Here is a 22,519-nt window from a genome sequence, read left to right as displayed (position 1 = left end):
TTGCGCGAAACTTACATGCCCGAACCCGGACCGTAAGTGATTTCGACGCGGCGGTTCTGCGGCTCGCGCACACCGTCGGCAGTCGGAACGCGCGGCTGCGATTCGCCGAACGCTTCGCTCGAGATCCGCCCACCCGGGACACCGCGACCGGTGAGGTAGTCGCGAACCGAAGCGTTGCGGCGCTGGGCGAGGCCCATGTTGTACTGCGCCGAACCCGAACGGTCGGTGTGACCAGCCAGCATGACCGAGGCATTGCCGCAGTTGCGATACGAGCTGACAGCGTTGTCGAGCACGGTCGCAGCTTCCGCGGTGATGTCCGAACGATCCCAGTCGAAGAACACGATGTACGGACCCGTGTTGCACTGGACCACCGGCGCGGGCGGCGGGGGCGGCGGGGGCGGCGGGGGCGGCGGGGGCGGAGCCACCGGCGCCGGCACCGGCACAACTTCCGGAGCGCCGAAGTTAAAGGTAAACGTCCCCAGCAGCGAGTGCGAACGCAGCTTGCCGTCGAAGTCGCGACCCAGCGTATCCACCAGGCCGACGTCTTCGGCGGTGAACATGCGGTACTTGATGCCGACATCCATGTTGTCGGTCAGCGGAGCGCGCACGCCGGCGAGAAGCTGCCAGGCGAGGCCCGTGTCCGAATCGTCGAACGCGGTCGAGCCGACCTGGATGCCTGCATTGGTGTCAACCCGGGCAACGCCCGCACCGCCACCGATGAAGCCCTGCAGCCCGTCATCCGGACCGAAGTCGAACATACCGTTCAGCATAAAGCTCAGCACATTGACGTCACCATCGGTGACGTAGGTGCCGGCAGGCGCCGCAACGGTACGAGAGGCCAGCGTCGTCGTGCTGACGATGCTGTCGAAGTCGGCTTCCTTGTACGAAGCTTCCGCTTCGAGACGGAAGGCGCCGAAATCGTAACCGACAATGCCGCCAAAATCCGAGCCGTAGTCCGAATCGATCGACACGCCGTTTTCGACAGCACCGACATCGAATTCCAGATCTTCGACGATCATCACACCGCCGTCGAGTTCAACATACCACTGGCCGTCACGGGCCAGGGCGGGCGAGGCAAGGGCCGTTGAGGCCATCGCCATACCAATGACGAGTTTCCGCATTATGAGATTCCCCTTCTTTGCGAACTTCAAAGCCACCGAGTGGCCGATGATGTACCGGTTCCCCGATGGGCAGGCAAGCAGACAATACTTTTGTTCAGTTGCAGAGCGTCCGGAAAGATTTACTCGCCGGAAGTCCGCCACAAAAACAGCGTAATCGCCCCTTGTGCCGGCCTAACGACACTCTGTAAGGCTTGTTCCCGTTGCGCAGCCTATAAAACGCCTGCCATGCGCAGTGCCGCGCACAGTGTGGCAATTTGGTCACGCGCCTGCTGATCGACCACGGCGCCGCCCGTCGCATTGCTCGGGAGCGGGACGGTTTGCCACGCGCCGTCGCGATAGATCCTGCGAACGCCGGCACCCGCATCGAACACAGTGAGGCCTTCGAACGCGGAGCCAAAAATCCATGTACCGGCCTGAAAGATCGCGAGCGACGCTGCACGGCCGGTCCACGCACCGCTCGGCCCGGCCGCAATTATCCAGCACTCGCCCTCGGCAGGCGAAGCGGGCGGGGTGTCGGCTATACCGTTTACGCGCGGTTGAGCCAGGGCATCGGCCAAGGCGAAGGCTTCGTTGATCGTCACTTCTTTCTGGGCCTGCCCAACATGGAGCAACGGGAAGCCGACGCGCGCGGTGCGCTCAGTGGCGCAGTTCAGATCACTCATGACAATTCCTTTGTCAGTTCAGGGGCAGGTCGGGGAAAAATGCCGGTAGTGACAATCCGTGCGTGCCGATCTGGCGCACCCACAGCGGTCCCTGCACCTCTGCCGGCAACGATCCGGGGGCGAGCAGCAGATGCGGCTGGGTTGTGAGCCATTGCGCCTCCGGTCGGTCGGCAGTGCCGGCACCGACCAGATACCGTTCCTGCTCTTCGACCAGGGGGACTTCGACGCGGTCAGGCCATTGCCAACATCCGCGTGCGCGGCGCACCCATGAGAGGGTCAGTCCCGTCGCGGCGGAACCGCCGAACCGCAGATGCACCGGCGCGGGCGGCAACGGGCCCGTCCCAAGCTCTTCGATGTCGCAAATCACCGGTGCCTCATCGGCCAGGCCAATGGCGGCAATGCGGCCAGGCGCCATCCCGCTTTCGCTCGGCAGGAGCGTGGTTACGGCCTCGTCGAGCAGTGTAAACGGCGCGCCCACAATGTGTCCGCGGCGGCTGTCCGGTTCGGTTCCACCGCGACCGCGCAGCAGGCCTGTCAATCGCCACAACCCCGGCGCGGTGCGCTGGGCCTGCGCGAACTGCACCAGTTCCGCGCCGATCGCCGCGAGGTTGTGCCCGGTATCAAGCGCGGCTCGGCTGGCGGAAGACAGGATGAACTCGTCGGAAACCAGCTGCAAGATAATCTCGCCGGCAGCTTCGAACAGCATTGCAGGTGACGGGGGCAGCGGACTGACAAGCGCGCCGAGCGCTGCGCGCCTGCGACCGCTCGCCGCCACGGGGAGCAGCGCGTCGCTTTCGACCTGATACAGTGCCGCGCCGCGCCAACCTGCCTGCGCCGACGACGCGGCGATCGCGAGCCCAGGCACGGTGCTGCCTTGGGGTGGCAGGCGGTAGGCGCGAAGCAGTGTCGGGCCGGTTGCGGAATCGAGCGGCGCAACGATGGCGCCGGGGTCGCCGGGCCCGGCCGCAACCGGTGTGGCGCGCGGACCGGACAGGGGGCTGAGGGTCAATTCGACCCCAGGCGTGCGCCATTCCCATTCCTCGATCCGCCACAGACCGGATCGGTCGGGCAGCCGCACGACGCGGCCGGGGGCAAGCGAGGGGTCGAGTTCCGCCACCCGCCACGAAACGACCGGACCGTCCTGCTCCGCTCGCCGCGCGGCACCCTCGACCAGCTGCCTTGCAACACCGGCTTCAATAACCCCGGGCAGATCGAGCCGCCGCCCGGCACCCATGCCGGGCCGGCCGCCGGGCCGCTGCGCGCCGGGCTGGTAATCGCGGGCCGGGTCATAATAGCGCAGGCTTTCGATCCATGCGCGCGGCCCGCTGTCGCGCTGGCTGCGCTGGCCGGCGGGGCCACCGAAATCCTCCGGCTCGCCCGACACCGCCGGTTCGCCCAACACCGGCGCCAGCGCCGCCTCCGCATTGGCCGGTTCGATGCGCGCCTGCACGGCCAGAGCGCCCGCTTCGCTGAGGCAGGTGAGCGGATAGAGTTGGTTGATGGCTGCCAGTTCGCCACCCAGCGCGCCCTGTTCGAGCGCGTAGCCGGCGAGACCCGCAAAGGGCTGCTCGCTATTTGGCGCGCCCATCAGATCGCCCAGCGCCACCTCGCCTTCATCGGCAATGATCTCGAAGGTCAATGCGGGGATGCGGTTGCCGAAATCGGCGAGTTGCAGATCCTCGAACACCGCGTAGGCGCGGCCGCGAAAGGCCGGGCATTGCGCCCCCAGTGCAGCCGCCAGCAGCGGATCGGGCGGCTGGTCGCCATGCCCGTCATGGACGCGCAACGCGCCGCCGACCTTGAGATCGCCCGCCGCGCCGCGCAGCAGATTGCCGTCGGCCCAGATGCGCCCGACCCGGCGGATCGGCCGCGCCGACAGCGCCACCGCGAAGGAGGCGCTGTAGCTGTAGGTTGCGGTGGCGGGCCGGCCCTTGCCACCGCTCTTCTCGCGGTGTTCGACAAGGTCGGTCGCCCAGATGATCGTCCCGGCGGCGCGCATTCGCCCGAAATGGAGCGGGATCGGCGCGCCGTAGCTGGAGGTGGTGACCGCCAGCTCCTTGACCCGCGGGCCGTACCGGGTCCCCATCAGCTTGCCGTCGATCCGCCCGCCGACCATTGCGCCGAGCGCACCACCGATCGGGCCGCCCAGCGCGGTGCCGAGCGCGGTGAGTACCAGAGTAGCCATCAGCCGGAATCCTTGTTGTCTGCCATGCGCCAGTGGCGCCGGAGCGTGGCGGGGGCCGGCAGCGGGCTCGCCACCACCTGGCCGAGCCCGGCATGGGCGCTGATGCAGCTGTCGCCCGCCGGGCCGACGATCAGCAAATGATGCTGCCCCGGGCCACTGGCGACGAGCAGCACGTCGCCAGGGATTGGCGCCCCGCTGGCCGGGCGCAGGCCGACCTGCGCGGCGCGGCCCAGCCACTCGTCGATCGCGGTCTGCCGCCAGCCCGGCGGCGACGGCATCTCGGCGGCGGCAATGCCCGCGCCCCGCAGCGCGGCCAGCACCACACCGAGACAATCGAGCCCGTGGCCCGGCGCGCGGCCTTCGGCGCGGTAGGGCGTGCCGACCAGCGCGGCGGCAGCGGCAGCGATGGCCGCGCCGGTCATGCCCCGCCCCCTTGCGGATAGCGTGCCAGAAGATCGTTGCCGGGCAGGAACGGCTCGCCCTGAAAGTTGAGCGCATTGCCGAACCGCGCGGCGCAGGTGGCGATTGTGCGGTCGCAGCCTTCGCGCAGCAGCGCGCGAGTGCCGGACGGGGGTGGCGTGTCGCCGTCGTCGATCAGCAGCGCCGCGCCTGCCACGCCGCAAATGCCGAAGGTGCGGCCGCACTCCGGGCCGTCGAGCCAGCGAAGCTCGCCGCCGGCGTAGAGGGCGGGGTCGATTCCAGCGAAGATCAGCCCACCGCTCGTCGGCTCGACCTCGGCCAACACCGCCTCGCGGGTGAACCGCGCGGGAGACAGGTTGCAGCCCGGCCCGCAGAACTCGGCGCGGCAGGTCGGGCTGGTGCGCGGGACCGGGTCGCGCTCCAGCGCCGCCTTGGCCGAACGCAATTCGGCCGAGAAACCGCCGCTCTGCGTCGTGATGGCGCCGAGCGTGCCGGTATAGAGCACCGCGTGCTCCCCCGTTTCCCAATCGACCGCGCCCATTTCGATCGCCGCCTGGTCGAAGCGGCCGGCGGCAAGGTCGCCCTCGCTGATGCTGTCATGCGCGAGAATGCCGTCGGCCTCGGCGCTGTCATCGGTGAAGTCGGCGGTGCGGCGGATCGCGGCCGGAACCATGCCAGGCGCGGCGCGGTGGGTGACGCCGCCGAACGCCAGATCGCGGTCGTGGCTGGTGAAGCCCAGCGTCACCCCGTCGCGGCGGTGGACGCGCCAGAAAGTCGCCACCCCTTCCAGCTCGCGGCGCAGGAACACGCGGCTCATGGCGCAGGCTCGGCGGTGGTTTCGCGCAATTCGACCAGCGGCACCGAAGGCGCCTCGCCGGCGGCGAAATTGACGCCGGCGACATCCAGCCGGTCTTCGGCAAAGCGCACGGGCACGTCGAACAGGAAACCGGCGGTCACTTCGGCGCCGGCGGGCGGCGCGGCGGCGAGGGCGATGATTCCGCCCTCGCGCAGCGCGAAGGCGGTCGTCGCGATGCCATCCACCGCCACCAGCACGCTGCCAGGGGCGGGGCGGGTGATCGGGCGGATCTGCGGCTCGCCGCCTTCGCCATAGCGTTTGACCAGTGGGAAATCGGCCCGCGCACCGTCGCCCGTGCCGAGCAGCTGATCGGTTGCGCCCGGCACGCCGGTCATCCCGGCCGAGGAATGGTCGAACGGGTCGCGGAGCCGGAACCCGCGTGCCGGTCCGCGGCGGGCGCGGAAGAAGGCGATCAGCGTACCCAGCTCGCTTTCGGCGCGGATGCCGGGGCCGACATCGAAACGCAGCCGCGCATCCGACCACAGCGCGTTGCGCCGCTCATGGCCCGAAGCGGTGGTGGCGACCATGGTCGAGAATTCGGGGCTGACCGCGGTGTCGCGGCCCAGCGCGAGCGGATAGGGGACATCGTCGAAGGGTTGCACCGCGCTCTCCTGTGGCGGGGGCGCGAGGCGGGTGTAGCCATCGCGCGCGATCTGCGGCAGCGCCCAGACGAAACGCTGGCCGATGCCGCGCGCACGCGCTTCGTCCAGCGCGGCGTCGATCCGCGGCCAGTAGGTTTCAGCATCCTCGCCGCGGAGGACGAAACCGGCGAAGTAATCCTGTTTTTCCGGCGGGTAGCCGAGTCGGGCATCGACCTCGGCCAGCGCCGCTCGGCGCAGCGCCTGCTTGCCCGCCGTCAGCCAGTCGTAATCTTCCAGCTGCAGCCGGTCGAAGGCGGGGTGCGCCCATTCGAGCGGCAGATTGGCACGCTTCAGGTCGGGCATGGCGGGGTCGAGCACAGTCGGGGTGAAGGCCAGCAGCAGCACTTCGGCCGGGCCACTGGCGGCCTCGCGGATAGCTGTGGTCAGGCCGGCGGTGGAAGCAGCGAGCAGGCTGCCGGCCATGCCGAGCAGGGCGCGGGCCTGCGGCCCTTGCGGCGCGCGCATATCGGCAATCACCCGCGGATTGCCGCCCAGCGCCGCCTTGGCCGCCGCATCGTAAAGGCAGATATGGCCATCGGCGGTGACCCACCACCACGGCTCGCCGATCTGGAAACGGACCGGCAGGCCAGCCTCCTCGATCAAGGCGACGAAACGTGCGGCGACCTGTTTCAGCCAGTCCATCGCGCCCGCATGGGCCGGGCTCGGCAGCGCGGAGGGCGGTTCCCACCCGGTGCGCGCGGGCGTGCCATCGGCGGCGCGCTGCTGCCAGGCATCGGGGCAATGCTGGGCGAGCAGTTCGTAGGAGAGCGAGGCGATGGCCTCGAACCCGCGCGCGGCGCATTCGGCGAAGAACGCGCGGTGCCATGCGAGCGCCGGGCCGGCCAGCGCGCCGTCGCCCGCCGCCAGCAATCGCCCTTCGCCCGGCACCAGCCGGAAGAAATGGCTCATCCCGAGATAATGGACGATCCGCCCGCGATAGCCGAGGCCGCGCACCTGCCGCAGCAGCCGCGCCGGGGTCTGGTTGAAGCAATCGTCATAGGCGGTGGCGAGCTGTTCGCCATGCGGCGGTAGCAGCACATCGCCCAGCGCCAGCATCGCGCGTTCGCCGTCGCAGCTTATGTCGCTCAATTCCGCCCAGCCATCGGCGCGTGTCGTGAGCGGTGCGGTGCTGCCTTCGACATAACCGGGCGGGCACAGCGAGATGAACATCCGCGCAATCCGCGACGGGTGCACCGCCTCGCCGCCGGGGGCAAAGCCGTCGGCCAGGCCTGAGAAGGGCAGCGTGATCACCGCATCTTCGGGCGTGCCTTGCGCGTAATTCCACAGCCGGACGTACCAGCTGCGGGCGTTGCCGGCGGCATCCTGGCCCTCGATCGTCAGCGTCGGCCCGTGCGGCGCGTCGAGCGGCACCAGCCCGCCTGATCGCCAGCGGAAACGCAGGGTGGTGCGCGCATAATTGCGGTCGGTGGCATAGGCCAGCAGCGGGTGGTCCAGCCGGTCCACGCTGTCCCAGATCAGCCCGGCGAGCTCGCCGGCATGGTGAAACTCGCAGTCCACCCGCAAGGCATCGGGCCCGGTGGTGACGACCGAGGCCATCATCGGGCGGGGGAAATTGACCGTCCAGAAGCGCGGGTCGAACCGCTGGAGCCAGTCGCCATGTTGGCCGCGGCGTTCGCGGCAAAGCCAGTAGGTCATCGGCTCAATGCTCCATCAGCGCGCGGCGGACCGCGCTCGCCACCTGCCGGCTCGAGCGGGCGAGCGCGGTCGGCGTGGTGGTGTCGCGCGGGGCGGCCAGGTTGATCGCCACGCGCACATCGCTGCGGCGGGACGGGGCGGCGACCTCGACCCGGCCGGCGCTGGTCGGGACGAACAGTTCGGGTCCGCGCTCGCCCACCAGGTAGCCACGACCGGGCGCAACCGGCCCGCCCGTGGCGCGGCCCGGCAGGCCGAGCAGCGCACCGAACCCGCCGGCCAGCAGGCCGCCGATACCCCCTCCATCCCCGCTGCCTTTCCCGCCGCCACCGAGACCCCCGAGCAGCGTTTCGAGCCCGGCCTGGATCGCGTGGCTGGCGATGCGGTCGATGATCTGCAGCGCCATCCGCCCCAGATCCTCGAACCCGATGCTGCCTTTCTTGAGCGCCGCCAGCAGCCCGCGTTCGAGCACCGCGCCGGCCCCGGCAAAGCCGTCCACCAGCGTCGTGTCGAGCGCGCTGCGCATCCGTGCCATGTCGGCGGCAAAGCCATTGGTGCCGGCGCGCACCTCGACCAGCAGCGGTTCGAGCGTGTCGTCAGTCATGGTCATCATCATGCTCCATCAGGCGGGCGAGTTCGGCGCGGGTCAGCGCCGGCGGGGTGGGGTCGGCGGGCGCCAGCGCGGCGGCGAGTTCGGCCGGGGTGGCGGCCCAGAAGGTGGCGGGCGCCCAGCCCAAAGCGCGCGCGGCAAGGCCCGCCATCCGCGCGGCTTCGGCGCCGAAACTGCCGTCTGTCACGCGTTCCCGCGTAGGATCTGGCCGAGCAGAACGCGCAGCGGCGCGGTGCAGGCGGCGAGGCCTGCGGCAAGCACGGCCTCGCCCACAGCTTCGCGTGTGTGGCCGGCGCCGTGCTGGCAATGAAAGAACAGCGCGGCGATCTCGGCCAGTTTGAGCTGCCCGGCCCCGGCGCGTTCGACCAGCGCGAACAGCGGCCCCAGCTCTTCTTCGGCCGCGACCAGCGCGGTGAAGCTCGGGCGCAAGGTGCACGGGGCCCCGGCGACGATCAGGCTGGCCTCGCCGCGATGCGGGTTGGCGAAGCTATCGGCAGGCGCGCTCATACGGGCACCACCGGCCCGGCACTTTCGAGCTGCAGCGTATAGGTCCGCTCGGCATTGAAATCGCCGGAATAGTCGAGCCGCTGGACGAGGAAGGGCCCGCGCATCTTCGCGCCATCCTCGAAGCTCAGTTCGTATTCGGCGATGGTGCCGGCGAGCGCATGGCCGCGCACGCGGTCTTCCGCCGCGCTGCCGAGGAAGATGCCCGCCGCGCTGACCGAAACCGAGCGCGTCCCCGCGCCCGACAGCAGCGCGCGCCAGCCGCCCGATTGCTTGTGCGTGACGACCACCGGGTCGCCATTGATCGCCATCTGCGTGGTCCGGAGGCCGGCAACAGTGTCGTAGGCCGGCGGCTGTGCGCCGTCGCCGATCTTGAGCAGGAAGGCGGCGCCTTTCTGGGGGGTCATGGTGTGTCCTTTCGTGGGGATTTTCCGCAAGGTAGCCGGGCCCCGGATCAGGTCCGGGGCGACAGGGTTTTGCTGTCACCCCGGGGCTTGACCCGGGGTCCAGCTGGTTCAGCTCAACCGTGTCGGTCTAGGCGAGCGCGAGGCAGCGGAAGCGGTATTCCATCAGCATCGCGCGCAGATTGCGCGGGCGGCGTTCGGCGCGTGAGCGCAGGAAGGCGATCGAGGCGACCTGCCAGCCATCGTGGCGGCGCGGAAAATCCTCGATCCGTGTGTCGATCGCCCGCACCAGCGCGCCATCGCCTTCCGGATCGTCGCCACGCGTATGCAGTTCGAGCGCGACGCGGATTTCGCGCCCCGGCGCCTCCTTCGCGCCCCATTCGACCGCCGCGCTGGCGACAATGCCGAGCCAGGGCGGGCTGGCGGCGAGCGGCGCTTCCTCGGCCAGCAGGTTGAGCGTGGTGAGCGGCGTGGGGCCGGTTGCCAGCCAGCGCAGCAGGGCTGCGCGCAAGGGCAGTTCCATCGGGGTCAGCCTTTCGTGAAGAGCGGCCAGAGGAGGTCGGCCTGCCGCCAGCGCGCCGGGTCATCGCGCGCTTGGGCAAGGGCCTGCGCGGCGTGCGCGGCGGCAAGCCGCGCGGCCTTGCGGGCCAGCGCGCCCGTCAGCCGTTCTGGCGCGGGGATCAGCCGGGCGGCGATCACAGCCGCACCTGCCGGTATGGCCGCCACAAGGCGGCGATGGCCGGCGCGGGCGCAGGGCTGTCCTCGCCCGCATCGCGCTGGCGATAGAGCGCGGCGGCGTGGCGGATGATCCCATGGGCGAGGCTGGCGGGGAGCGCCGCCCATTCGCCCGCAAGGCCGGCGGTGAAGCGGACCGCGATCCGCCCGGCATCGCCCTGCCGCAGCAGCCGCACCCGCCCGCTGCCATCGGCGTCGAGCTCGATCTCGTAGGCTTCGCCCGCCAGCACCCGCTGGGCGCCTTCGGCCGGGATCGCTTCCACCCTGGTGATCGCGTGGACCGGCCGCGCCGGCACGCGCTGCCACGCGCCCGATGCGGGCAGCAGCGCCTCGTAATCGGCGATCAGCGGGACCAGCCCGGTGAACGCCTCGCACGCTTCGAGCGCGGCGGCGATGAGCGCGGCAAGCGGCGCGTCCTCGTCAGGGCTCCTGATCGCCAGCCAGTGCTTGAGCTGGCTCAACGCAGGCGCGGGCGGCGCGGTGGGGGAAATCGGCATGCGGTCCATGAAGGCGGTATCCTTGGCGCGAGGGGCAAAAAAGAACCGCGCCCCGCCGCCCGAAGGGGGCAGGCGGCGGGGCGCGGCGTCAGGCAGCCGGCGAGAGCAGGCCGGCGGGCCCGGTTATTCCTCGATCTTGAGCAGCTTGATCGCGGCGGAATCGAGCACCTGCCCGCCCACCCGGCGGGTGGCGTAGAAGTGCACGAACGGCTTGTTTGTGTAAGGATCGCGCAGGATCTGCGTCGCGCTGCGCTCCGCGATCAGATAGCCGTGGCGGAAATTGCCGAACGCCACCGGATAGGCGCCGGCGGCGATGTCGGGCATATCCTCGGCCTCGACCACCGGATAGCCGAGCAGCCGGTCGGGCTGGCCTTCGACCAGGCCCGGCTGCCACAGGAATGCGCCGTCGGCGGTCTTGAGTTTGCGGACCTCGGCCAGCGTCGCCGAATTCATCACCCAGCTCGCCCCCTGCCGGTGCCCGGCCTTGAGCGTGTGGACAAGGTCGATCAGCCGCGCTTCGGGGTTGCTGCCGAACCCGGCGGCCGCCCCGCTGCCGACATATTGCAGCGTGCCGAAGGCGCGCGCGCTGTCCGCCTGCGCGGTGGCGGGCGCGTTGAGGAAGCCGTCGGGCTGATTGATGCCGCTGCCGTGGATGAAGGCGGCCCCTTCGGCGCGGGCGAACTCCATCGCGATCTCGCTCGCCAGCCAGCTTTCGAGGTCGAACCCGGCATCATCGAGCATCGCCTGGCTCGCCGCCGGATTGGCGTAGAGCTCGCCCGTCGGCGGGGCGATTTCGGCAAACAGGGGCGCGCCGGTTTCGGGGCGCGGTGCGGTTTCCGACACCCAGCCGCTGGCGGTGCCGCCGCGGGCGACCAGCTTGCGGTAGCCGGCAGTGCCGGTCTGGACCACTTGGGCGAGCGCGCGGATCGGGCTGATCTCGACGAGCTGGCGGGCGATCAGCGCGTCGATCTGCCGCGGCACGGCGTAGCCGCCTTCGGCCGGGACGAGCGTGTTCATCGCCTTCACCTCGAAGAGCGAGGTATCGCCGCGCCGCAAATAGCGGTCGACAAAGCCCTTGACCTCGGGCGCGGCCATGTCGCCGGCGGCCCCGCCGATGGCCGGGCGGGTGGCGGCGCGGGCCACGCGGTCGAGGCGGGTCTTGACCTCCTCGACCTCGGCCGAAAGCGCGGTGATATCGGCCTCGGCCTTGTCCTGCCGGGCGACAATATCAAAGCTCGCCGCCGCCGGATCGGTGACGGGCGAGGGGGTGGAAACGGGAATATCCATAAAGGGCCTTTCGGGTTGGGGGGAAATCGTCACCCCGGGTTCGACCCGGGGTCCCGCTGTTTGCGGTAAAAGGTGAGCTGGGCCCCGGATCACGTCCGGGGCGACAGGTTAGGGCGCGATCCAGTGGACCCGCGCGTCTGGGTGGAGCGGCTGGGCGACCAGGCTGACTTCGATGAGGTCGAGCGCGATCAACTCGCGCCCTGTGGCCGAGCGACGCCAATGCCGCGCGCGGTAGCCGAAGCTGAGACCGTCGAGCGCGCCGGCGAGCAGCAGCCGCGCGGCGCGGGCTGCCGGATCGACCAGGCCGATCACCGCCAGCCCGCGTGCATCCTCGAACGCGCGCTCGACCCGGCCGATCACCTGACGCGGATTATGCTGCCAGCACAGCGGCAACGGTCCATCGCGCACCGCCGCCAGCGTCGCGGCAAAGGCTCCGGGGCGGATCGTGTCGCGCGCTGCATCGGCGCTGCCGAACAATGCGGCATAGCCGGCGAAACGGATCGGGGCTGAATGGAATGGGGCAGGCGCGCTCATTTGAGCAGCTCCGCCACGCCCATCCGCATCGCGATACCGACCAGCAGCAGCGCCAGCACACCGCGCACCAGCCAGTCAACCACCGCCTTCCACGCGCTGGTCTTGGCGGTGCGCCAGGCGGTCAGCAATTCGCGCAAATCGGCGATGTCGGCGCTGGCATTGTCGTCCGACAGGCCCAGCCGGTGGAGTGCGCGCTCGGCGCCCTGTTCGCTGGCTTCCTCGACCAGCCCCAGCAGCACCGGGATCGAGCGCCCCTCGGCCGCATCGGCGACCAGCCGGGCGAGCTTTTCGTCGCGGGTCATGGCGAATTCCCTTCTGCGGGGGCGAGGCCGAGCAGGGCGCGCTTCTCGGCTGGCGACAGAAACTCGGCCGCGCTGACCTGGCCCCACAACCGCTCGCGATCTTCGGCGAGCGCCGGCACCTGGTCGAGATCAACGCCGAGCGTCGCGCCGGCGAACCACGGCCGCAGCCCTTCGGCGATGCCGCCCAGGATCTTGCCCGCCAGCGGCAGCAGCGTCAGCCGCCACAGCGCGCGATTGGCCTCGCGGTAATTGGCATAGGTATTGTCGCCCGGCAGGCCGAGCAGCATCGGCGGCACCCCGAAAGCGAGCGCGATGTCGCGCGCGGCGGCAGCCTTCAGCGTGGCGAAATCCATGTCCGCCGGGGTCAGCGCCATGCTCTGCCAGCGAAGCCCGCCGTCGAGCACCATCGGCCGCCCGGCATGGGCGGCACCGGCAAAGGCAGCGTCCAGTTCGATCTTCAGCCGCTCGAACTGATCGGACGACAATGGCGGGGCATCGCCGCTATCATGGACCAGCGCGCCCGACGGACGGGCGGCGTTTTCGAGCAGCGCGAGGTTCCAGCGGGCGGCCTCGTTATGAACCGCCACCGCCTGCGCCGCGGCCGACAGGCAGCCGCCACCATAATGATCGGACGCCGGGTCGAGCGCCTTCAGATGGATCAGCACCGGCCAGCCCTGCTCATCCTCGACCGGCAGGGTCAGCGTGCGCTCGCCTGCGCGATAGGCATAGGCGGCGGGCCAGCCATCATCGCCGGGGATCACGCTGACCCGTTCGGGGCGCAAGGCGACCAGTTCCGCCGGGCGGCCAGCCGCGTCCTTGACGATCTGGACATAGCCATTGCCGTGCAGCGTCAGATGCGCGGCCAGCGTTTCGAGCAGGGCCTGCCCGGCGCTGGTCGCCTGCACCAGCGTGGCGAGCGCCGGATCGCTGGCGGCGAGCGGCGCGCTGCCCACGCCCTCGGCGACGATCCGCACCGCCCGCTGGGCGACCGGGTTTTCGGCAAAGGCGCGGGGCAGCGCGGTCTGGTAATCGAACGGCACACGCCCCTGCGGCGCGGCGGCAAAGGCGGCCGCCCAGGGCGAGATATAGGGCCGCGCCAACGGCACACGCGCCGCCGCGCCCCCGCCCTTGAAGGCGGCGGCCAGACTATCGAGGAAAGACATGGGGGTTCTCCGGGTTGGGAGGGAGGGGTTAGGCGGCGGAACTGGATTGCCGCGCTCCGCTATCGCTCCGCTCGCAATGACGAAGGGTCGTTGTAATTCTCGTCATTGCGAGGAGGCGGAGCCGACGCGGCAATCCAGGCGGTGCAGCGCGGCGGTGGCAGAAGAAGCGGGGCCCGGATCGGGTCCGGGGCGACAGAGCGTAAGGTTCCGTCACCCCGGGCTTGACCCGGGGTCCAGCTTGTCCCCCGCCTCAGATCCGCCGCACGCTGGGGGCGCGGCGGCGGGTGAGCAGTAGCTCGGTCAGCGCCCAGACCAGCGCGTCGGCGCGGTCGGGGCTGCGGCCGGGGCCTTCATAGGTGCCACCGGCCATCATCCCGCACAGCTGATCCTCCAGCCGGGCGAACTGGCCGGCATGGCGCACCCGCCCCGCTTCGTAGAGCGCGGCGACCGGCTCGGCGCGGGCGATCTTGCCGCGCCGTGCATGGACCAGCCGCACCGGCAGCGTCTGATCGGCGGCGGACAGCACCGCGCGGACCATCTCGCCGCCCTGATTGGCTTCGGCGACTACGCGGTCGGCGCCGAACGCCGAGGCGGCTTCGGCCACCGCGCGCGCCCAGCCTTCGGGGCTGGCCCCGCGGATCGAACAATCCGCCAGCACCGCCGCGTGCCCGCCGGGATAGGCCGCGCAGACCACGATGCCGCATTCATCGCCGCGCGCCGAAGCGGGCGGATCGACGCCGATCACCACCCGTTCGGGCGCATCCTCGGGATCGCCCATGCGGCAGCGTTCGAGCAGCGCGCGGCTCCACAGTGCGCCGTCGACCTCGGTCAGCAATTCGCCGCCCAGTTCCTGCCGGCCGAGCGCGGTGCCGCCGAAATCGGCCTCCACCGCGGCGAGGAAATCGCCCGGCAGATTGGCGGCATTGTCATGCGTGGTGCCGCCCGAAAGCACGGTGCCCTCGCGCGCCATCAGGCGGTGGAGCAGCGGCACGGCGCGCGGCGTGGTGGTGCAGACGGCTTGCGGCTGCCGGCCAAGGCGCAGGCCGAGCACGAGGTTCGACCAGGCATTATCGGCCCTTCCGCCGGCCATGTCCCATTTGGCGATCTCGTCGCACCAGGCATGGCTGTGCTGCGGCCCGCGCAGGCTTTCCGGCTCGGCCGCCGAGTAAAGCAGGCCGAGCGCCCCATTGGGCCAGCGCAGCCGCCGGGTCGAAGGTTCGAACACCGGGCGCTGTTCGGGCGGGCCGAGATTGAGCAGGCCGCTTTCCCCCTCGACCATCACCGCGCGCGCTTCGGCGAGCGAGGCCCCGACCAGCGCGATCCGGGCAAAGCGGTTGCGGCGGGCCAGCGCGCGAACCCATTCGGCGCCCGCCCGCGTCTTGCCAAAGCCGCGCCCGGCCATCACCAGCCACAGCCGCCAGTTCCCCGGCGGGGCCAGCTGCGCCGGCCGCGCGAGATAGCGCCACAGGCGGATGAGCGCGGGGTCGGAGTTCTCCGCCGCCAGCTGCGCAGACAGGGCGTCGCGTTCCGGTTCGGTCAGCGAACCGAGCTGCTCGCGGACGATGGCGTCCTCAGGCCGCCGGTCCATCCTCCCCTCCCGGCCGGGGAAGCGCGGCAAATGCAGCCGGGCGGACGCGGCGGATGAAATCCTCCAGCGTGCGCGCGGCGCGCTCTTCGGGATCAGCATCCTGCTGCGGAACCGCGCGCTGCTGGGCCACGGTGGCGGAATGATGCGCGAGCAGGCGCAGCGCGCTGCCGGTGTCTATCCGGTGGTCGGTCTGCGTGCCGCGCAGATGTGCCAGCATTTCCTGCTCAAGATTCGCGTAGCCTTCTTCCAGGGCGATGAGCCAGTCGGCGCGGAAATCCGCCTCTTCGCGCCGGGCCTGAATAGGCACGCGCCCAGGGCGATGAGCCAGTCGGCGCGGAAATCCGCCTCTTCGCGCCGGGCCTGAATAGGCACGCGCCCAGGGCGATGAGCCAGTCGGCGCGGAAATCCGCCTCTTCGCGCCGGGCCTGAATAGGCACGCGCCCAGGGCGATGAGCCAGTCGGCGCGGAAATCCGCCTCTTCGCGCCGGGCCTGAATAGGCACGCGCCCAGGGCGATGAGCCAGTCGGCGCGGAAATCCGCCTCTTCGCGCCGGGCCTGAATAGGCACGCGCCGGGGCGACGCCGGCAGCCTTGGCGGCGTGCTTGACGCACGAGGTTTCGGCCAGCGCCAGCAGGAAAACCGTGCGCCAGTTGCGGCTTACGCGCCCTTCGCCGGCGGCCTTTTTCTGGGCTTCGGTGAAGACCATCCGCCGGTTCGGCGCGTCGGGGCTGCGCCGCCGGCGAGCACCGGGACGCGATAGGTTGAGGCCGGGCATCGGCACCTCCTTTGAATGTGGGGGCGCGGCTGGCGGGCACGAAAAAGGCGGCACCGGAAAACCGGGCCGCCGTTAGAATCACACCATCGCGATGTTGCTCTTATGTAACCGAAGAGCGTCACGATGTCAAGTTTAAAGTGCCATATGGGTTAAAATGCGCAGGGAGTGCCCTCGCGCGCATCGTTCCAGTCGGTCAGCCGATAATCCCCACCCTGGCGCCGGCGCGTTCGAACATGCCGAGGATCGTCTCGACCTCTTCGGCTGAATGTTCGGCGCAGAGCGAGCAGCGCAGCAGCGTCATGTTGTCGGGCGTGGCTGGCGGGCGGGCGAGGTTGACGTAGAGCCCTTCCTTCAGGAGCGCCTCCCACATCATCGCGCCGCGTTCGAGATCGGGCATGATCACTGCCACGATCGCGCTTTGCGGCTCCTCGGTGCCGAGCTGGAAGCCGAGCGCCTTGAGCCCGCCATGCAGCCGCTTGGAATTCTCCCACAGATGCGCGCGCTTGTTGGACCCGTGCATCAGCTTGCGGATGCTGGTTTCGGCGGTCGCCACCACCGAAGGCGGCAGGCTGGCGGTAAAGACGTAGGGCCGGCACACCAGCCGCAGGATTTCGAACTTGGGATGGTTCGACACGCAGAAGCCGCCGACCGTCCCGACGCTCTTGGAAAAGGTGCCGATGACGAAATCGACCTCACCCAGCACCCCTTGCGCTTCGGCGACGCCGCGGCCGTACTCGCCGATAAAGCCCATGGAATGCGCTTCATCGACCAGCACCATCGCGCCGTGCCTCTTGGCCACCGCAACCATCGCGGCCAGTGGGGCGACATCGCCCAGCATCGAATAGACCCCTTCGAGCACGACCAGCTTGCCCGCGCCTTCCGGGATGCGACCGAGGCGCTTGTCCATCGCCTCGATATCATTGTGCCTGAACGGCACCACCTCTGCATTGCCGAGCGCGCAGCCATCCCAGATGCTGGCGTGCGAATCCTTGTCGAGGATGATGTAATCGCCCTTGCCGGCGATGGTGCTGATGATCCCGAGATTGGCCTGGTAGCCGGTCGAAAAGACCATCGCATGGTCCATCGCATAAAATTCGCGCAGCGCCTGTTCCACCTCTCGGTGGCCCTGATATGTCCCGTTCAGCACGCGGCTGCCGGTGGTGCCCGCACCGAAATCGTCGAGCGCCTGCTTGCCCGCGGCGATCACTTCGGGGTCGAAGGTCATCCCCATGTAATTGTACGTGCCGAGCAGGATCGTATCGCGCCCGTTGCAGATCGCGCGGGTGGGCGACAGGACTTGCTCCATCACCAGGTTGAACGGATCTTCCACGCCTTGTGCCAGCAGATTCTCGCGCGTGGCGATCAGTTCGTCGAACTTGGAAAATAGATCGCGGCCTTCGCCATCAAGCGCGGCGGGCGGCTGGTCGGGCTGGAAGACACCTTCGCTCATCGCGTCAGTCTGCCATCTGGCTGACAGCATCGACCAGCTGCCCATAGCTTTCTATTTCGGCCTGCTGGTTCATCGAAATGATGATGTCGAATGCGTCTTCGATCTCGGCGACGAAATCCATCACTGTCAGGCTGTCGAATTCGAGGTCGCCGGCAAAGGTGGTCGCCTCGGTAATGGCGATGCCCTTCTTGTTGAAGGGTTCGATCAGCGCGCGGATGCGCTCGTCGGTGGCGGCACGGTCCATTGGGTCATCCTCGTTCGGCCGGGCGCTGCCGGCAATCCATGCGAGCGGGCAAAGCGCGGCGCGGCGCTCGCGTCAAGCGCCGCCTGCGCTCGCGGGGGCGGGCAACAGCCGCCGGACCGCGGCCATGAACGGCCCGATCGACACCGGTTTCGCCAGATAATCGGCGGCGCCGGCCGCCCGGATGCGCTCCTCATCGCCCTTACCGGCATAGGCGGTGACGGCCAGCACCGGCACATCGTGCAGCGCCGGATCCTGTTTCAGCGCCTCGATCAGGTCGAGGCCCGAGACATGGGGCAGCTGGATGTCCATGATGATGAGGTCAGGGGCAAAGGCGCGCGCGCCGTTCAGCACCAGCTCGCCATCGGCGACGGGTTCCACCTCGTGCCCGTTCGCGCGCAACACGTCGCAGAACAGTTTCCGGTTGAGGTCGTTATCCTCGACAACCAGGATGCGGTTTGCCATTGCGCCAGTTACTCCTTGCCTCTCCCTAGAAAGCCGCAGCGCGCGTGACAATCGACCATCCCTCAGACGCACAACCGGCCGATGCACCCCTCGATCCTGGTGCGCTGGCACTGTCGGCGCTGGCCTGGGTGCTGACCGAGGATGACCGCGCGGCGCGGCTACTTGCGCTGACCGGCCTGACGCCCGACGCGCTGCGCGCAGGCCTCGGCGATACCGGGGTGCAGGCCGCGGTGCTCGAATTCCTTGCCGGGCACGAACCAGATCTGGTGCTGGCGGCCGATGCACTGAATGTCGCCCCGGCCACGCTGGCAGCGGCGGCGGACGCGCTGGCGCGGGCGGCGGGCACGCGATGAGGCGGCCGCTGATCATTTCCGATTGCGACGAGGTGCTGCTGCACATGGTCGTCCCGTTCCGCGACTGGCTGGACGAGGCGCATGGCATCGAATTCGTGATGGAGGATAACAGCTTCGCCAATGCGCTGCGGCGCGATGGGGTGGCGCTCGAACCGGCGGAAATCTGGCGGCTGCTGCGCGCCTTCTTCGACACCGAAATGCCGCGCCAGTTGCCGATCGCCGGCGCGCCCGCTGCTCTCGCCGAACTGGGCCGGCACGCCGATATCGTCATCCTGACCAATCTGACCGACGGCCACCGCGATGCCCGCGCGCGCCAGCTGGCCGATCACGGCATTCACGCGCGCGTGTTCACCAATAGGGGCCCCAAAGGTCCGGCGCTTAAAGCGATCCTCGACGAATACGCCCCGCCGCGCGCGCTGTTCATCGACGATCTGGCGCAGCATCACCGTTCGGTCGGCGAAATTGCGCCCGATGTCACCCGGCTCCATTTCTGCGGCGAACCGCTGATTGCCGGGCGGATTGATTGCGCCCACCGTGCCGGCGACGCCGCCGCACGGATCGACACTTGGAACGAGGCGCTGCCCTGGCTGCTGGCGCGCCTGACAACGGAGACATTCCCGCAATGAGCATCGAAGCACGCCTGTCCGAACGCGGCATCACCCTGCCCGAGCCTGCCGCCCCGGTCGCCAGCTATGTCCCGGTGGTGGTCGCCGGCGGGCTGGCCCATGTCTCGGGCCAATTGCCCTTCGTCGGCGGCCAGCTGGTCACCGGGCGGCTGGGCGAAGATGTCAGCCTCGAGGACGGCACCGCCGCCGCACGCGCCTGCGGGTTGATGGTGCTGGCGCAGGTCAGGGCGGCGCTCGGCTCGCTCGACCGGGTGGAACGGGTGGTAAAACTGGGCGTGTTCGTCAATTCGGCGGGCACCTTCACCGACCAGCCCAAGGTCGCCAATGGCGCGTCGGATCTGATGGCCGACCTGTTCGGCGATGCGGGCAAGCACGCGCGCGCGGCGGTCGGCGTGCCCGCGCTGCCGCTCGGCGCCGCAGTCGAGGTGGACGCGATCCTTGCTGTTACGCCTGATTGACGGGTTTGCGGCACCGCCGCCCGCTGCGGCGCGGGTCGGATGGCTGTGCGATTGGCAATATGCCCATCGCGGGGTGCACGATCGAGGGGCGGGCGGGACGCTGGCGGAAAATTCGCTACCCGCCTTTGCCGAGGCGATGCGCCGCGGGCTCGGCATCGAATGCGACATCCAGCGCAGCGCCGATGGCCGGGCGATGGTGTTCCACGATTGGGAGCTTGACCGGTTGACCGCCCAAACGGGACCGGTCGTCGCGCACACGGCCGACGCGCTTGCCCGGATGACGCTGTCCGGGACAGAAGCGACGATCCCCACGCTCGAGATGCTGCTGCGCCTGATCGGTGGCAAGGTCGCGCTGCTGATCGAGATCAAGTCGCGGGCAGGGCGGCCGGTATCGACCGCGTGCCTCGCGGTGCGCCGCGCGCTAGAAGGGTATTACGGCCCACATGCGGTGATGAGCTTCGATCCCCGCGTAAGCGCCTGGTTCGCGCGCCACGCTCCACATATCGTGCGCGGGCTGGTCGTGACCGAGGAACGTGCGCGCGGCTTTGGCGGGCGCGCACGCCGGCATCTGGCGCTGTGGCAGGCGAAACCCGAATTCCTGGCCTACGACGTCCGCGATCTTCCGTCGCGCTTTGCCGCCAGCCAGCGCGCGCGGGGGCTCCCGGTGCTGACCTGGACAGTGCGGACCCAGGAACTGGCGCAACGTGCGGCTTTACATGCCGACGCGCCGATTGCCGAAGGCGATGGCCTCGGATGAGCGCATCGCCGCTCAGCGCGCGGGTGGGTAGCGCGGTAAGCGACTTTGCCCTTCAAGAATGGGATGCGCTGGCGGGCACTGCCAACCCGTTCACCCGCCACGCCTTTCTCGCCGCGCTCGAACAATCGGGCAGCGTCGGGCCGGGCACCGGCTGGCAGAGCGCGCCGATCGCGCTTGAAGATGAAGGCGGCGCGCTGCTTGGCCTGTTGCCAGCCTATGCCAAGGGGCACAGCCAGGGCGAATATGTGTTCGATCACGGCTGGGCCGATGCCTGGGAGCGGGCGGGCGGGGCCTATTACCCCAAGCTGCAGATCGCCGCACCATTTACCCCCGCGACCGGCCCGCGCCTGCTGCTGGCCGATCCGGCGCACGCCCCGGCGCTGATTGCGGCGGCCGAGCAGGTGACGCTGGCGAGCGGTTTTTCCAGCGCCCACGCGACTTTCCTCACCGAAGGCGACGCCGGCCATTTCGCCGCCGCCGGCTGGCTTGCGCGGCGCGATATCCAGTTCCACTGGCACAATCGCGGTTTCGCCAGCTTCGACGATTTTCTCGGCACGCTGGCATCGAGGAAGCGCAAGGCGCTGCGCAAGGAACGCGCCGCTGCCCAGAGCGCGGTGACCATCCGGCACCTCACCGGCAGCGATCTGCGGCCCGAACATTGGGATGCGTTCTGGGAATTCTATCAGGATACCGGTGCGCGCAAATGGGGCACGCCCTACCTGACCCGCAGCTTCTTTGACCTCGTCGGCGAAACCATGGCCGACCAGATCCTGCTGGTGCTGGCCTATCAGGAGGGGGAGCCGATCGCCGGCGCGCTCAATTTCATCGGCGGCGATGCGCTCTACGGGCGGTATTGGGGCTGCACGCGGGACGTGCCGTTCCTCCATTTCGAGCTGTGCTATTACCAGGCGATCGATGCTGCCATCGCGCTCGGCCTTGGCCGGGTGGAGGCAGGCGCGCAGGGCGGTCACAAGCTGGCGCGCGGCTACGAGCCGGTGGAAACGCGCTCGGCCCATTTCATCGCCGATCCGGGCTTTCGCCGGGCGGTGGCTGAGTTCCTCGAGCGCGAGCGGCAGGGCATCGCCGCCGATCGGCTCTATCTCGAACGCGCCGGCCCGTTCCGGCGCGGGGGATGATCAGGCGGCGCGCAAGTGCCCTTCGGCGAGCCACTGGCGCGCGCGGCGCTGGGCTTCGGCGATGTCGCGCGCGCTCATTTCGTCCGAAATGTCGGCCCGGCACCAATGCGCCTCCTCGTGCCCGCGGGCGGCGGCGAGGTTAAACCATTTATGCGCCTCGACCAGATCGCAGGCGACCCCGTGGCTGCCGGTCGAATAAACCACGCCCAGATCATACAGCGCGCTGGTATCGCCGGCCGCGGCGGCGGCCAGGCAGCCCGCCAGCACCAGATCGTTGATGATCAGTGCGTCCGCCGCAGCAGCCTGCGCCAGATCAATATGCGAAAGTTCCATCCTTGCCCCCATCCGATGGGCGACCCCCCAGCCGCCCTGCCAGGCAAATGTCGGCCAACATGGTCAACAAAGGGTTAACGCCGCTTCGGGCGGAGGCAGCGCGCGCAATCCGCAGGGGAAAGGGCCGCGCGAATGGTCGCTTGTGCGGCTTTAGCCACCCGCTTATAGGCGCGCCACGGGTCGGCTGCGCGCGACCGGGAAAACCCGGCGTCTGGTGTCAGGCCACAATATCGGGCCCCATTGCTGACCGTGGCCTCGACTTGGGTGAGATGCGATTTATGGCCAGTGCTGCGGCAGAGGTGTCCGAGAAGCTCGAGGAGGTCAGGCGGGGCCTTGACCCCGATTACGCCCCGACCAGCGACGAGCCTTATATGAACGAGCGCCAGCAGGCCTATTTCCGGATGCTGCTGCTGGAATGGAAACGCTCGATCCATCAGGCGGCCAGCACGACGCTGCAATCACTGCAGGACGGGCCGATCCGCGAACCCGACCTCAACGACCGCGCGTCGAGCGAAACCGATTGGGGCATCGAACTGCGCACCCGCGACCGGCAGCGCAAGCTGATCGCCAAGATCGACTCGGCGCTGCGCCGCATCGACGAAGGCGAATATGGTTATTGCGAAGTGACGGGCGACCCGATCGGGCTGGGCCGGCTGATCGCCCGCCCGGTCGCCACCATGACCGTCGAGGCGCAGGAAGCGCATGAACGCAAAGAAAAAATTTCGCGCGACGATTGACGCGGGCCTGCGGATCCGGCCCGCAT

The 22,519-nt window shown here is 69.4% G+C and carries 29 protein-coding genes; 6 read left to right on the top strand and 23 right to left on the bottom strand.

Annotated elements, in window-relative coordinates:
* Positions 1 to 11 precede the first annotated feature (11 nt).
* The 22 genes from ILT46_RS06485 to ILT46_RS06380 form a co-directional block, all read right to left on the bottom strand.
* On the bottom strand, positions 12 to 1,121 hold the full coding sequence (locus ILT46_RS06485; protein ID WP_199503819.1) for an OmpA family protein: 1,110 nt from the start codon (positions 1,119 to 1,121) through the stop codon (positions 12 to 14).
* 209 nt (positions 1,122 to 1,330) lie between these two features.
* Positions 1,331 to 1,783: a DUF2793 domain-containing protein gene (locus ILT46_RS06480; RefSeq protein ID WP_199503818.1), complete on the bottom strand. Its 453-nt coding sequence runs from the start codon at positions 1,781 to 1,783 to the stop codon at positions 1,331 to 1,333.
* A gap of 13 nt (positions 1,784 to 1,796) precedes the next feature.
* Positions 1,797 to 3,968: a phage tail protein gene (locus tag ILT46_RS06475; RefSeq protein WP_199503817.1), complete on the bottom strand. Its 2,172-nt coding sequence runs from the start codon at positions 3,966 to 3,968 to the stop codon at positions 1,797 to 1,799.
* Positions 3,968 to 4,390 carry a peptidoglycan endopeptidase gene (locus tag ILT46_RS06470; RefSeq protein ID WP_199503816.1) on the bottom strand — a complete coding sequence of 141 codons (423 nt, stop codon included), beginning with the start codon at positions 4,388 to 4,390 and terminating at the stop codon, positions 3,968 to 3,970. Before ILT46_RS06470 ends, ILT46_RS06475 begins: the two co-directional genes overlap by 1 nt.
* The gene (locus tag ILT46_RS06465; RefSeq protein ID WP_199503815.1) at positions 4,387 to 5,205 is read right to left on the bottom strand and encodes a DUF2163 domain-containing protein; all 819 of its coding nucleotides are present in this window, start codon (positions 5,203 to 5,205) and stop codon (positions 4,387 to 4,389) included. Before ILT46_RS06465 ends, ILT46_RS06470 begins: the two co-directional genes overlap by 4 nt.
* Complete coding sequence (locus ILT46_RS06460) at positions 5,202 to 7,541, bottom strand: DUF2460 domain-containing protein (protein ID WP_199503814.1); 2,340 nt, start codon at positions 7,539 to 7,541, stop codon at positions 5,202 to 5,204. Before ILT46_RS06460 ends, ILT46_RS06465 begins: the two co-directional genes overlap by 4 nt.
* 4 nt (positions 7,542 to 7,545) lie before the next feature.
* Complete coding sequence (locus tag ILT46_RS06455) at positions 7,546 to 8,148, bottom strand: tail tape measure protein (protein ID WP_370592365.1); 603 nt, start codon at positions 8,146 to 8,148, stop codon at positions 7,546 to 7,548.
* The gene (locus ILT46_RS06450) at positions 8,135 to 8,335 is read right to left on the bottom strand and encodes a phage tail assembly chaperone (protein WP_370592364.1); all 201 of its coding nucleotides are present in this window, start codon (positions 8,333 to 8,335) and stop codon (positions 8,135 to 8,137) included. The genes ILT46_RS06455 and ILT46_RS06450 overlap by 14 nt, the downstream gene beginning before the upstream one ends.
* On the bottom strand, positions 8,332 to 8,655 hold the full coding sequence (locus tag ILT46_RS06445) for a gene transfer agent family protein (RefSeq protein WP_199503813.1): 324 nt from the start codon (positions 8,653 to 8,655) through the stop codon (positions 8,332 to 8,334). The genes ILT46_RS06450 and ILT46_RS06445 overlap by 4 nt, the downstream gene beginning before the upstream one ends.
* A complete protein-coding gene (locus ILT46_RS06440) occupies positions 8,652 to 9,059 on the bottom strand; it encodes a phage major tail protein, TP901-1 family (RefSeq protein WP_199503812.1) in 408 nt (135 codons plus the stop codon). Before ILT46_RS06440 ends, ILT46_RS06445 begins: the two co-directional genes overlap by 4 nt.
* Before the next feature lie 127 nt (positions 9,060 to 9,186).
* Complete coding sequence (gp17, locus tag ILT46_RS06435) at positions 9,187 to 9,579, bottom strand: tail completion protein gp17 (RefSeq protein WP_199503811.1); 393 nt, start codon at positions 9,577 to 9,579, stop codon at positions 9,187 to 9,189.
* 5 nt (positions 9,580 to 9,584) lie between these two features.
* Positions 9,585 to 9,755: a hypothetical protein gene (locus ILT46_RS06430; RefSeq protein ID WP_199503810.1), complete on the bottom strand. Its 171-nt coding sequence runs from the start codon at positions 9,753 to 9,755 to the stop codon at positions 9,585 to 9,587.
* Complete coding sequence (locus tag ILT46_RS06425) at positions 9,752 to 10,297, bottom strand: head-tail connector protein (protein ID WP_199503809.1); 546 nt, start codon at positions 10,295 to 10,297, stop codon at positions 9,752 to 9,754. Before ILT46_RS06425 ends, ILT46_RS06430 begins: the two co-directional genes overlap by 4 nt.
* A gap of 114 nt (positions 10,298 to 10,411) precedes the next feature.
* Positions 10,412 to 11,575: a phage major capsid protein gene (locus ILT46_RS06420; RefSeq protein WP_199503808.1), complete on the bottom strand. Its 1,164-nt coding sequence runs from the start codon at positions 11,573 to 11,575 to the stop codon at positions 10,412 to 10,414.
* A 108-nt stretch (positions 11,576 to 11,683) separates the two neighbouring features.
* The gene (locus ILT46_RS06415; RefSeq protein WP_199503807.1) at positions 11,684 to 12,109 is read right to left on the bottom strand and encodes an HK97 family phage prohead protease; all 426 of its coding nucleotides are present in this window, start codon (positions 12,107 to 12,109) and stop codon (positions 11,684 to 11,686) included.
* Positions 12,106 to 12,411, bottom strand: coding sequence for a DUF6127 family protein (locus ILT46_RS06410; protein WP_199503806.1), 306 nt, complete (start codon positions 12,409 to 12,411; stop codon positions 12,106 to 12,108). The genes ILT46_RS06415 and ILT46_RS06410 overlap by 4 nt, the downstream gene beginning before the upstream one ends.
* Positions 12,408 to 13,574 (bottom strand): phage portal protein, encoded by a 1,167-nt coding sequence (locus tag ILT46_RS06405; protein WP_199503805.1) that lies wholly within the window; start codon positions 13,572 to 13,574, stop codon positions 12,408 to 12,410. Before ILT46_RS06405 ends, ILT46_RS06410 begins: the two co-directional genes overlap by 4 nt.
* Before the next feature lie 250 nt (positions 13,575 to 13,824).
* Entirely contained in the window at positions 13,825 to 15,162 is a 1,338-nt protein-coding gene (locus tag ILT46_RS06400; protein WP_199503804.1) for a DNA-packaging protein, read from the bottom strand.
* Positions 15,146 to 15,937 carry a hypothetical protein gene (locus ILT46_RS06395; protein ID WP_199503803.1) on the bottom strand — a complete coding sequence of 264 codons (792 nt, stop codon included), beginning with the start codon at positions 15,935 to 15,937 and terminating at the stop codon, positions 15,146 to 15,148. The genes ILT46_RS06400 and ILT46_RS06395 overlap by 17 nt, the downstream gene beginning before the upstream one ends.
* Before the next feature lie 193 nt (positions 15,938 to 16,130).
* A complete protein-coding gene (spt, locus tag ILT46_RS06390; RefSeq protein WP_199503802.1) occupies positions 16,131 to 17,387 on the bottom strand; it encodes a serine palmitoyltransferase in 1,257 nt (418 codons plus the stop codon).
* A 4-nt stretch (positions 17,388 to 17,391) separates the two neighbouring features.
* Complete coding sequence (locus ILT46_RS06385; protein ID WP_199503801.1) at positions 17,392 to 17,631, bottom strand: acyl carrier protein; 240 nt, start codon at positions 17,629 to 17,631, stop codon at positions 17,392 to 17,394.
* A 72-nt stretch (positions 17,632 to 17,703) separates the two neighbouring features.
* Entirely contained in the window at positions 17,704 to 18,093 is a 390-nt protein-coding gene (locus ILT46_RS06380; protein ID WP_199503800.1) for a response regulator, read from the bottom strand.
* A gap of 44 nt (positions 18,094 to 18,137) precedes the next feature.
* Between ILT46_RS06380 and ILT46_RS06375 the strand changes: the two genes are divergently transcribed.
* Genes ILT46_RS06375 through ILT46_RS06355 form a run of 5 tightly spaced genes read left to right on the top strand, consistent with a single transcriptional unit; the run spans position 18,138 to position 21,423 of the window.
* On the top strand, positions 18,138 to 18,446 hold the full coding sequence (locus ILT46_RS06375; RefSeq protein WP_370592363.1) for a DUF3572 family protein: 309 nt from the start codon (positions 18,138 to 18,140) through the stop codon (positions 18,444 to 18,446).
* A complete protein-coding gene (locus ILT46_RS06370) occupies positions 18,443 to 19,072 on the top strand; it encodes an HAD family hydrolase (RefSeq protein WP_199503799.1) in 630 nt (209 codons plus the stop codon). Before ILT46_RS06375 ends, ILT46_RS06370 begins: the two co-directional genes overlap by 4 nt.
* Positions 19,069 to 19,530 carry a RidA family protein gene (locus ILT46_RS06365; protein WP_199503798.1) on the top strand — a complete coding sequence of 154 codons (462 nt, stop codon included), beginning with the start codon at positions 19,069 to 19,071 and terminating at the stop codon, positions 19,528 to 19,530. The genes ILT46_RS06370 and ILT46_RS06365 overlap by 4 nt, the downstream gene beginning before the upstream one ends.
* Positions 19,511 to 20,287, top strand: coding sequence for a glycerophosphodiester phosphodiesterase family protein (locus ILT46_RS06360; RefSeq protein WP_233397063.1), 777 nt, complete (start codon positions 19,511 to 19,513; stop codon positions 20,285 to 20,287). The genes ILT46_RS06365 and ILT46_RS06360 overlap by 20 nt, the downstream gene beginning before the upstream one ends.
* The gene (locus ILT46_RS06355; protein WP_199503796.1) at positions 20,284 to 21,423 is read left to right on the top strand and encodes a GNAT family N-acetyltransferase; all 1,140 of its coding nucleotides are present in this window, start codon (positions 20,284 to 20,286) and stop codon (positions 21,421 to 21,423) included. Before ILT46_RS06360 ends, ILT46_RS06355 begins: the two co-directional genes overlap by 4 nt.
* Here ILT46_RS06355 and ILT46_RS06350 read toward each other — a convergent pair whose 3' ends face one another.
* Positions 21,424 to 21,756, bottom strand: a complete 333-nt coding sequence (locus ILT46_RS06350; protein WP_199503795.1) for an SEL1-like repeat protein — start codon at positions 21,754 to 21,756, stop codon at positions 21,424 to 21,426.
* Between the two features lie 278 nt (positions 21,757 to 22,034).
* On the opposite strand from ILT46_RS06350, the gene dksA reads away from it, so the two are divergent.
* Positions 22,035 to 22,493: an RNA polymerase-binding protein DksA gene (gene dksA / locus ILT46_RS06345; protein ID WP_199503794.1), complete on the top strand. Its 459-nt coding sequence runs from the start codon at positions 22,035 to 22,037 to the stop codon at positions 22,491 to 22,493.
* Positions 22,494 to 22,519 lie beyond the last annotated feature (26 nt).

Source organism: Qipengyuania sp. YIM B01966, from assembly GCF_016461955.1.
Taxonomy (GTDB): Bacteria; Pseudomonadota; Alphaproteobacteria; order Sphingomonadales; family Sphingomonadaceae; genus QFOP01.
The sequence above is the reverse complement of the archived record's forward strand: the minus strand, read 5'-3'. Positions and strand labels throughout refer to the sequence as shown.

Excerpts from the sequence above, each read along its gene's own strand:
- ILT46_RS06485 (WP_199503819.1), bottom strand. The coding sequence starts at position 1,121 with ATGCGGAAACTCGTCATTGGTATGGCGATGGCCTCAACGGCCCTTGCC.
- ILT46_RS06480 (WP_199503818.1), bottom strand. The coding sequence starts at position 1,783 with ATGAGTGATCTGAACTGCGCCACTGAGCGCACCGCGCGCGTCGGCTTC.
- ILT46_RS06475 (WP_199503817.1), bottom strand. The coding sequence starts at position 3,968 with ATGGCTACTCTGGTACTCACCGCGCTCGGCACCGCGCTGGGCGGCCCG.
- ILT46_RS06470 (WP_199503816.1), bottom strand. The coding sequence starts at position 4,390 with ATGACCGGCGCGGCCATCGCTGCCGCTGCCGCCGCGCTGGTCGGCACG.
- ILT46_RS06465 (WP_199503815.1), bottom strand. The coding sequence starts at position 5,205 with ATGAGCCGCGTGTTCCTGCGCCGCGAGCTGGAAGGGGTGGCGACTTTC.
- ILT46_RS06460 (WP_199503814.1), bottom strand. The coding sequence starts at position 7,541 with ATGACCTACTGGCTTTGCCGCGAACGCCGCGGCCAACATGGCGACTGG.
- ILT46_RS06455 (WP_370592365.1), bottom strand. The coding sequence starts at position 8,148 with ATGACCATGACTGACGACACGCTCGAACCGCTGCTGGTCGAGGTGCGC.
- ILT46_RS06445 (WP_199503813.1), bottom strand. The coding sequence starts at position 8,655 with ATGAGCGCGCCTGCCGATAGCTTCGCCAACCCGCATCGCGGCGAGGCC.
- ILT46_RS06440 (WP_199503812.1), bottom strand. The coding sequence starts at position 9,059 with ATGACCCCCCAGAAAGGCGCCGCCTTCCTGCTCAAGATCGGCGACGGC.
- gp17 (WP_199503811.1), bottom strand. The coding sequence starts at position 9,579 with ATGGAACTGCCCTTGCGCGCAGCCCTGCTGCGCTGGCTGGCAACCGGC.
- ILT46_RS06425 (WP_199503809.1), bottom strand. The coding sequence starts at position 10,297 with ATGGACCGCATGCCGATTTCCCCCACCGCGCCGCCCGCGCCTGCGTTG.
- ILT46_RS06420 (WP_199503808.1), bottom strand. The coding sequence starts at position 11,575 with ATGGATATTCCCGTTTCCACCCCCTCGCCCGTCACCGATCCGGCGGCG.
- ILT46_RS06415 (WP_199503807.1), bottom strand. The coding sequence starts at position 12,109 with ATGAGCGCGCCTGCCCCATTCCATTCAGCCCCGATCCGTTTCGCCGGC.
- ILT46_RS06410 (WP_199503806.1), bottom strand. The coding sequence starts at position 12,411 with ATGACCCGCGACGAAAAGCTCGCCCGGCTGGTCGCCGATGCGGCCGAG.
- ILT46_RS06405 (WP_199503805.1), bottom strand. The coding sequence starts at position 13,574 with ATGTCTTTCCTCGATAGTCTGGCCGCCGCCTTCAAGGGCGGGGGCGCG.
- ILT46_RS06400 (WP_199503804.1), bottom strand. The coding sequence starts at position 15,162 with ATGGACCGGCGGCCTGAGGACGCCATCGTCCGCGAGCAGCTCGGTTCG.
- ILT46_RS06395 (WP_199503803.1), bottom strand. The coding sequence starts at position 15,937 with ATGCCCGGCCTCAACCTATCGCGTCCCGGTGCTCGCCGGCGGCGCAGC.
- spt (WP_199503802.1), bottom strand. The coding sequence starts at position 17,387 with ATGAGCGAAGGTGTCTTCCAGCCCGACCAGCCGCCCGCCGCGCTTGAT.
- ILT46_RS06385 (WP_199503801.1), bottom strand. The coding sequence starts at position 17,631 with ATGGACCGTGCCGCCACCGACGAGCGCATCCGCGCGCTGATCGAACCC.
- ILT46_RS06380 (WP_199503800.1), bottom strand. The coding sequence starts at position 18,093 with ATGGCAAACCGCATCCTGGTTGTCGAGGATAACGACCTCAACCGGAAA.
- ILT46_RS06370 (WP_199503799.1), top strand. The coding sequence starts at position 18,443 with ATGAGGCGGCCGCTGATCATTTCCGATTGCGACGAGGTGCTGCTGCAC.
- ILT46_RS06365 (WP_199503798.1), top strand. The coding sequence starts at position 19,069 with ATGAGCATCGAAGCACGCCTGTCCGAACGCGGCATCACCCTGCCCGAG.
- ILT46_RS06355 (WP_199503796.1), top strand. The coding sequence starts at position 20,284 with ATGAGCGCATCGCCGCTCAGCGCGCGGGTGGGTAGCGCGGTAAGCGAC.
- ILT46_RS06350 (WP_199503795.1), bottom strand. The coding sequence starts at position 21,756 with ATGGAACTTTCGCATATTGATCTGGCGCAGGCTGCTGCGGCGGACGCA.
- dksA (WP_199503794.1), top strand. The coding sequence starts at position 22,035 with ATGGCCAGTGCTGCGGCAGAGGTGTCCGAGAAGCTCGAGGAGGTCAGG.